At 42.2% G+C, this 8,698-nt stretch carries 7 protein-coding genes; 5 read left to right on the top strand and 2 right to left on the bottom strand.

What is annotated here, in order from left to right:
- The 3 genes from PN499_RS11505 to PN499_RS11495 form a co-directional block, all read left to right on the top strand.
- Positions 1–1,474: PIN domain-containing protein (locus PN499_RS11505; RefSeq protein ID WP_334311679.1), on the top strand; the 1,474-nt coding region annotated here is incomplete at its 5' end.
- Positions 1,475–1,537: 63 nt separating this feature from the next.
- Complete coding sequence (locus PN499_RS11500) at positions 1,538–3,148, top strand: IS1/IS1595 family N-terminal zinc-binding domain-containing protein (protein WP_272032005.1); 1,611 nt, start codon at positions 1,538–1,540, stop codon at positions 3,146–3,148.
- A 60-nt stretch (positions 3,149–3,208) separates the two neighbouring features.
- Positions 3,209–3,913 (top strand): SDR family oxidoreductase, encoded by a 705-nt coding sequence (locus PN499_RS11495; RefSeq protein WP_272032004.1) that lies wholly within the window; start codon positions 3,209–3,211, stop codon positions 3,911–3,913.
- 43 nt (positions 3,914–3,956) lie between these two features.
- On the opposite strand, the gene PN499_RS11490 is transcribed toward PN499_RS11495, so the two are convergent.
- The gene (locus PN499_RS11490) at positions 3,957–4,184 is read right to left on the bottom strand and encodes a hypothetical protein (RefSeq protein WP_007357489.1); all 228 of its coding nucleotides are present in this window, start codon (positions 4,182–4,184) and stop codon (positions 3,957–3,959) included.
- A 77-nt stretch (positions 4,185–4,261) separates the two neighbouring features.
- Between PN499_RS11490 and PN499_RS11485 the strand changes: the two genes are divergently transcribed.
- The gene (locus tag PN499_RS11485) at positions 4,262–5,470 is read left to right on the top strand and encodes a 4-hydroxyphenylpyruvate dioxygenase family protein (protein ID WP_272032003.1); all 1,209 of its coding nucleotides are present in this window, start codon (positions 4,262–4,264) and stop codon (positions 5,468–5,470) included.
- On the opposite strand, the gene PN499_RS11480 is transcribed toward PN499_RS11485, so the two are convergent.
- The gene (locus PN499_RS11480) at positions 5,467–7,542 is read right to left on the bottom strand and encodes a diguanylate cyclase domain-containing protein (protein WP_272032001.1); all 2,076 of its coding nucleotides are present in this window, start codon (positions 7,540–7,542) and stop codon (positions 5,467–5,469) included. The genes PN499_RS11485 and PN499_RS11480 overlap by 4 nt on opposite strands.
- A 463-nt stretch (positions 7,543–8,005) precedes the next feature.
- Here PN499_RS11480 and PN499_RS11475 point away from each other — a divergent pair, with 463 nt between their 5' ends.
- Positions 8,006–8,692: an HAD family hydrolase gene (locus PN499_RS11475; RefSeq protein WP_272031999.1), complete on the top strand. Its 687-nt coding sequence runs from the start codon at positions 8,006–8,008 to the stop codon at positions 8,690–8,692.
- Positions 8,693–8,698 lie beyond the last annotated feature (6 nt).

Raw genomic sequence — 8,698 nt, 5'->3', positions numbered from 1 at the left:
TCTTCTCCACCCTCCACTGTCCTATGATGTATGGAAAGACCATTCTTGCTTGTGGAGGGCCATGCAAGATAGCTCCAGCTTGCCAGTGACTCAAAAATCGGTCATTATCAGCGCCATCAGCCGCCATATCTGCGAAACTGTCGTTTCTATCCAGCAGCAGCATCCTGAATTGATAGCAGCAAAATACAGGAAAACTCCCTGGCATAGAGCCGAGAGTCAATCTACCTTGAAGGAAAAATTGACAGCAGGGTTCTCTCAGGCGGCTGACGCGCGATCGCTACTGGCGATCGCGAAAAAATACCTGCAAATTTTATTAGCACCGGAATTCGTTAATTCTCCTCAATTCAGCCGATTATTTCTAGAAATTCACCAGCTTGTCTCTCCAACAACACAAGTTTTACCATCAAATAACTCAGCTTTTTTAAATCAGAATTCGTCAAACAGTAACGGTTCCCAGCCTTCTCCAGGTATCGCCATCTTGCTATTAGATGCTGAAAACTTACAGATAGATATCGAAACCGAAAAATTATTAGAGGGAATTTGTATCTATCCTATCCAAATCAAAGTTGCCTTTGCTAATTGGCGCAGTATGGGTAAGAAAGATGCAGAATTTCACGAACGCGGCTATCAACTAATTCACGTTCCCCCAGGAAAAGATAGTGCTGACTTGAAAATGGCTACTGTAGGAGCTTCTATTTTCGTACACTATCCCACTGCTAAAGAAATTTTAGTCTGTTCCTCCGACCAGGCCCTAACACATCTCCGCAATACGCTGCAAGCTCACGGATTAACTGTGCATCAAGTCCGCAAGCAGGGAGACTACATCACAATTTTAAATAGCAAGACTGGAAAAACTCAGAAATATTCTCTCGTCAGTTCCCAGGAAATTCCATCTCTAGAAGAATTTATCTCCCAGTTAAAAGAGTTAATTAAAGCTGAACAAGAACGCACAGAAAATCAATGGGTTAAGCTTTCTCGCATCTCCGAATTGTATAAAGAAAATTATAACTTAGCACTCAGTCAAATCGCAACAACTCATCTACCAGGAACTAAGGTTAGGGATATTTTTCTAGATTATCCGACCGAGTTTGCTATTCACAAAACCTCAGATAGTTCTCAAACTTATCTAACTTTATTTGATATAGACGAGATCGCTAAACCAGCATCTATTAACAATTTACCAGTTAAGAAAGATATTGTCATTCCTCAGAGTTTAAACGAGATTAATTCTATTGAAGAGCTGGAGATAGCGATTGTCAATATAGTTGAGACTTTAACAGCGACATCAACCATTAATTATGTCTTTGTTTCCAATGTCGGCAGTGAGTTTCACCGAAAATATGCCAAACCTATTACTCAAATTATTAAAGAATTTAATCTGGGCAACAAATTCCCTAAATTTTTGCAGTCCTGTTCTTCTCTGAAGCTAAAAAAGACAGCCAAAGGTTGGCAAGTTGGACTGATTAAATCCTAATTTCTTGCTCAAAACAGCCAAGGTAGGGATATAATTTCTATACATGACTGCGCGATCGCTCCCATGAAATGCCCCAAGTGTGATTCTACTTCATACCGCAAAAATGGTCGTCATAATGGTAGGCAGCGTTATCTCTGCAAAAGCTGCGGGAAGCAATTTCTAGAACCCGCTAGCGCTGCAAGCGGTGCAGTAGTAGAGGAAAGTGCGATGCCTGCGGCCCGCTTGGCCTACGCCTCTACTCCTGACTTGGAATCATCTGCGATCGCTACCTTTGAAAAAACCCCAGAAAATGGTCAATTTCCCCCTACCAACCAGATTCAGCTTGCTACGAGCATTTCTCCAGAATTACCACAGATATTGCCTGTAAAACAACCAATTGCCTCAACGCCTTCAATTGCCGAGTATCCCGGTTTAGCTATTTTGCTACTTGATGCCGAAAACCTAAAATTAGATAGCAAAATGGAACAATTTTTAGAAAGTTTATGCAGCTATCCTCTCCGAGTAAAAATTGCTTTTGCTAACTGGAGAAATTCCGCTATTGGTACTCAGGATAATGAACTACATAAACGTGGATATCAACTGGTTCATGTTCCCAGTGGTGCCAGTAATGCTGACGGCAAAATGATCTCTGTTGGCGCTTCTATTTTTCTACGTTATCCAACAGCTAAAGAGATATTTGTCTGTTCTGGCGACAGTTTGCTACTACACTTGTGCAACGAATTACAAAGCCAGGGACTGACAGTTTATCGAGTCCTGCGAAAAGATGAAAATCTTGTTGTCGAAAACTACGCTACAGGCGAAAGTAAATACTATTCACCGATTATCGGTGCAGAAATTCCCGATTTTGAAGGGTTAATGAGTAAATTAAAAGAGTGGATCGATGGAGAACAACATTCTCTGAGCGAGCGCTTGACTGATTTAGCTACGATTTCTAGTTTAGTTCAATCTCGTTATCAAATTAGTTTAAACGATCGGGGTGATAGTGTTAAAAATAATAATGGTGGTAGTGCGAAGATTGAAGCTGTTATTCCTCAGATAGCGCCGATGGAGACTGCGGTTGTAAATGAGGCAAAACCGCCCCAGAGTGAAAATAAAAATGCAAAGGACACCCATTTAAAAGGGGGTATTAATTCACCAGCAGAATTAGAGAAAATTTTGCTCAAACTGCTTAAGTTAATCGAAAGTAAAGCTAACGGACAAAAAATATTAGTTGCTACATTAGGTGGATCTTTTTCTCAAGTTTACGGCAAGTCTGTTACTTCTCAGCTAAAAGAATTGGGCCTCTGCAACAAATTAACGACTTTTTTAAAGTCTTGCAGCGCTTTTGATGTGACTGATTTAGGCGAGAAAAGTTTGGTTGCGATCGCGCCATCTTCGCAGAGCGAACAGAAAAATGTAAAGGATACAAGTGTCAACGGAAATATTACTTCCAAAGCAGAATTAGAGAAAATTCTGCTCGAACTGCTTAAGTTAATGGAAAGCAAAGCTAACGGACAAAAAATATTCGTTGGAGAACTAGGTGAAGCTTTTTATCAAGCTTACGGCAAGTCTGTTACTTCTCTGGTAAAAGAATTGGGCCTCAGCAGGAAATTAACAACTTTTTTAAAGTCTTCTCCCGCTTTTAGGGTGACTGATTCAGGCGCGAAGAGTTTGGTTGCGATCGCCAAGCCTTAAACTTTCACTTCCCCTGCATGGGTGTACGATCAAAAAAGACGTAAAGAAATGTAAAGCAATATGCAGGACAAAGTTGTGGTTGTGGTGGGTGCGACTGGCGGTATCGGTTCAGCAGTAGCGCACAAGCTGGCAAAATCTGGCGCTAGTTTAGCGATCGCCGCCAGAGACAGCAGTCGGTTAGACGCGCTAGCTAACGAATTACCGACAGAGGTGTTATGTGTGCCTTGTGACATCACCGATCCGCAACAAGTCGAGGCGTTAATGCAGAAAACACTTAGTCGCTTCGGTCAAATTGATGCCTTAGTCAATGTCGCAGGCGCAGGTATTCTTAAACAATGGAACAAGTTAGAACCCGCTGATTTAGATGCAATGCTTGACTTGAATTTAAAAGGTAGTTTCTATACTTCTCAAGCCGCAGCCAACGCCATGAAAGAACGCAAAACAGGCCACATCTGCAATGTAGTAGGAATTTTGGGCAAGCATTCAATGCCAATGGCAGCAGCTTATTGTGCCTCTAAGTTTGGCGTAGTTGGGTTTACAAAGTGCATGGCAGATGAGTTACGGCGTTATGGAATTAAGTTTACAATATTCTATTTCGGCGGTATTGATTCACCATTTTGGGATCGCGTCAGTCTTAAAGTAGATCGCTCAAAAATGTTGACTCCTGAAACCGCTGCTAATGCAATTATATTTGCTCTTTCCGCTGACCCGCAAGCAGTCCCGATGGAGATTAATATTCAGCCGGAAAGTCACTTATTTTTCTAACCGCAGTGCAACCAGAGTCGATCTCGTTGCTAGATCCGATAATTTAGCGATCGCGGCTCGTAGTCACAGCAGCAACAATTAAGAAAGCTACCCCCAAACCAATCGCTATCTCGTCACTCCAAGGCAAAAAAGACCACTTAACCCAGCGAGAAAAACTTTCAGCAATTCTGGCAAAAGCATATAAAGCTCTAGCTAGTAACTGAAAAATGCCGTAAGCTATAGCTGCAACCCCTGCTGCCCGGAGGAACGGATTGTTAAATAAATTGCCCATGGCGGTACTGTAAAAAATCACTCTTTAGAGAGTTGCACAAATTCACCCAATTAGTCAAGTAAATTTAACTTAACTTCATGGAGTTCGATCGCATTCACTTTTACGTTGAAGATGCACCCACCTTGCGCGATTTGTTTGTTGGCCAGCTAGGTTTTCAAGCAATAGCAAGTGCTGCTAATAACAACACTTGTACCGAAGTTGTTAGCAACGGGAATATCTGTTTTATCTTATCTTCGCCTCTGACAGCCGCCAGCCCTGTCGCTACTTGGCTGAAACTGCATCCTCCCGGCGTTGCAGATATCGCTTTTCGAGTTGGCAATCTTGAATCTGTCATGGCACAAGCTACTACTCATGGCGCTAAAGTTTTGCAGCCAATCCAGCAAAAACAAGACTATTTAAAGTTTGCTAAAATTACTGGTTGGGGAGATTTAACTCATACTTTAATAGAGCAAAAAACACCTTTAACAGTCGGTCAGCTTTTCACGATTTTAGGGCAATCTGATTCTGCAAATGACCAGGCGCTCCCTTTCACCACTTCGATCGATCGCCAATCACCGATCGCCAATCACCAATTACCAATTACCAATTACCCATCACCAATTACCAATTACCAATTACCAATTACCAATAGTCAAGCACTGTTTACCAGCATAGATCATGCAGTGCTAAACGTTGAAACTGGAGATTTAGAACTAGCAGTAAAGTGGTATCAAAATACTTTAGGTTTTCAGCCACAGCAAAACTTTGAAATTCAAACTAAAAAGTCAGCTTTACGCAGCAGAGTCATGATTCATTCTAGTGGTAGCGTGCAATTACCAATTAATGAACCAGCATCAGCTAATTCCCAAATTCAAGAATTTTTGGATGCCAATCGGGGGGCTGGAATTCAGCACATAGCTTTGCAAACTAATAATATTTTACAGGTGGTTACTGAATTGCGATCGCGTGGCTTACCTTTTTTACCAGTTCCATCAACCTATTACAGCGAATTGCGGCAGCAGTCGGAGAACTATCTTTCTAGTGCTGAATGGGAGGCAATAGAAGTGTGTCAAGTTTTAGTAGATTGGCAGAAAAACATTTCGGAAGCGATGTTACTGCAAATTTTTACTCAGCCAATATTTAAGCAACCGACTTTATTTTTTGAGTTAATTGAACGCCGAAAAGCGTGGGTTAAGGGTCAACAAATCCAGGCTCAAGGTTTTGGAGAGGGGAATTTTCGAGCTTTATTTGAAGCAATCGAACGAGAGCAAATTAAACGAGGAAGTCTGAGCAAAGAGGGCATTTAAAAGCTAGTCGCAACGCGATCGCGCCCACCTGCTTTAGCACGGTACAGAGCTCGATCTGCCGCAGTAATTAATGCCTCAAAAGACGATTCATGGGTAGGTACAACGGTAGCTATTCCCATACTAAGAGTGACATATTTACTGACGTTAGATGCAGCGTGGGGAATTGCTCTAGCTTGCAAATCGCTCCGAATTATCTCTGCTACTTTCAACGCTCCTTTAGCATCGGTAAGTGGCAAAATTAAAGCTAATTCTTCTCCTCCGTAGCGAGCGGCTAAATCCCCACCACGCCGTGCATTCTGATAAAAGATTTTAGCCACTTCTTTTAAACATTCATCCCCGCCTTGGTGGCCGTAGCTATCGTTATAAAACTTGAAAAAATCGATGTCGCACAAAATCAAAGACAACGGCGATCTTTCTCTCGCCATTCGCCTCCATTCCCGCTCTAATGTTTCGTCAAAACAGCGGCGGTTTGCTAGTTGAGTCAGGCCGTCTATAGAGGCAATACGCTGCAATTCTCGGTTAGCAGCTTCTAACTCTTGCTTTGTTTTTTCTAGGGCAAAATTTTTAAGATTTAGCTCTTCGCTTTGCTGTTTCTCCTGTTCGTATAAAATGCGAATAGAAGCTTCCGCCGCTCGCAGTTCTTCTTCCGCTTGCTTGCGCTTAAAAAACTGCCCTAACTGGCAACCAGTAGCAGTCATCATTTCGAGTAATTCTCGATCGGGCGGTTGTTCCTCTACAGTAAAGAAAGTCATTACTGCCAGCACTTCGCCGTTAGTATGAATTGGGAAAGCAAACGCTGAGCGTAATCCCACTTGAGCGGCCAATTCTGAACCCTGGAAGTTAGGATCTTTGACAAGATCGGTAATCCATTGGGTGCAACCGCTTACCCAAACTATTCCTGGCAAACCCTTACCTGGCTCTAAGGTAATTGCCTCGGAATTTTCCATGAAATTAGAAACCTGAAGCGATCGCTGCCACCAAACTCCTACCCTTTGCAAACACGGAGTCGCATCCAGAGGAGAATGTGGACGGAGACAGGAAAATATGAGTTCGTGACCCACTTGAGCGCGATCGCTCACTTGACTGCTGATTTTGCCATCTGCTGGAGTCCAGAGCTCGCCGATATCCCATCCTAAGTTTTCACAGATAGCTTGTAAAATTTTGGGAGTTGCGTCATCTAAAGAAGTAGATTCTGATAAAATCTGAGTGACAGCATAATGTGCTGCCTGCCGCTTTTTTATGCGCTCGCGATCGGTGATATCCCGACCGATATAGACAAAATATTGGGTGAAGTCAGCACTTCCTCGTTGGCCGTTGATATCTGTCTGACTTATAGAGCAGGAAAAAGCGACTGAGAGCTTTAAATTTGTTTTAGTTTGGCAAACTACTGTTACTTGATTTGCAGCGTTGCTGTCAACTGAAGACAGAACTTGGCTTGCTTGGCGCAACAAGTTCTCTTCAGCAGTAATCAGCGTAATGTGCTGTCCGATTAATTCGGCTTCGCTATATCCAAATAATAGTTGGGCAGCTTGATTAACTATTTTAATTTTTCCTGTTGCCGTTGTTACTAACAACACATCTGCTATGGAGTTAAATATTTTATTTATATAATCGTGGGCAGTAGCTAAAGCGCTCAGCAAAAGACTTGTTTCGTGAGCTACCTGAACTAATGCTTGCTTTGCTGTCATGTTGTCCGTGACATCTTCATAAAAGACAATTAATTTTTCATCCTTGTCTCTTTCTTGATATCCAAAAATATATAAATCTAGATATAAACAAGAGCTATTTTTAAAATTTCTTGCAATTCCTTGTAGCTCGAAATGTTTCTGCGGTTGCTTAATAATCTCTATAAGAATTTCTTCCAATCCTATCAGTTCCAAAAAGCCAGCACGCACATCATTTCCCGGTACTACTTCACTTGGAAAATCTGCAAATTGTTGTATTTTTAATGATGTTTCTCTAATCTTCAGTTCCCGATCTAGGGTCAAATACTCAATCCGGCGCAAGGATAAGAGTTTGTCGAGGAGAAATTCCACGCTATTTTTATTATTTAAAGTCAGTTTTTGAAGCATCTCTTTTTTAGAGCATTTCTTTGAAAGGATCGCTAGGGGCTAGGGAATAAGGGAATAAGGGAATATAGGGAATAAGGGAAGAGAATCAGCGGGTTCTAGCAATAAGCGAGTGTCCTAACTGCCAAGAAGGTTGCTATAATCGCCCTGATTTTGGATTTTGGGCACAGAAATTTTGAATTTAATCTGAAATTAGCTAAGTAAATATTGACTATTGCTAAAGTTATGATAAGGGGTATCACCCCCTCTAGACTTTACTCCGCTAGCTTGGTCATGTCAATTATAACTAGGGGCTAGGGGCTAGGAAATATAGGGAATAAGGGAATAAGGGAATATAAGAGAAGAGAATCAGCGGGTTCTAGCAATGAGTGAGTGTCCTAACTGCCCAGAAGGTTCTATAGGAGAATTCCAGGGGAATGATATAATAACTAACAATTTGTATTAAAACTTAACGTAACTACACCAGATGCTAAGACTTATTACTGACTTCGATGGGCCGATTATGGATGTTTCGGAACGCTACTATCGAGTTTATCAGCTATGTCTGGCACAGGTTCAGCGTCCAGACCAAAAAATCCGCGAGCTCTCGAAACAGGAGTTTTGGCAAATGAAGCGATCGCGCACTCCCGAAACCCAAATCGGTATCATCTCAGGATTAGACGCAGATCAAGCGGCAGAATTTGCCCAGAATCGTCGCAAAACAGTCCACACGCTCCCTTATTTAGTTTACGACCAACCCGTTCCTGGCGCTTTGGAAACCTTGGAAAGAGTGCAACAGGCAGGAATTGATTTAGTGGTAATGACAATGCGGCGCGATCGCGAACTCGACGAAGCCTTTAGCCGCTGTGATATAGGGCGATTTTTTCCCCTAGACAGGCGTTATTGTCTCCCCAATGATTATCTTAAAACTGGCGATACCAAAGACAAACCTCTGCTAATGGCGAAAGCCATAGCCGAACTTCCCCCTGCATCTGATGTGTGGATGGTGGGAGATACGGAAGCGGATATTATAGCAGCACAAACGCACGGTGTCAAGGTTATGGGAGCGCTTTGCGGGATTCGCGATCGCACCCAATTAGAAATGTACAAACCCGATTTAATTGTCAGCAATCTAGCCGAAGCCGTCGATATACTGTTAACTGGTAATTGGTAATTGGTA

Origin of the sequence: Kamptonema animale CS-326 (assembly GCF_028330895.1) — a bacterium.
In the GTDB taxonomy this organism is placed as follows: Bacteria; Cyanobacteriota; Cyanobacteriia; order Cyanobacteriales; family Microcoleaceae; genus Kamptonema; species Kamptonema formosum.
The sequence above is the reverse complement of the archived record's forward strand: the minus strand, read 5'-3'. Positions and strand labels throughout refer to the sequence as shown.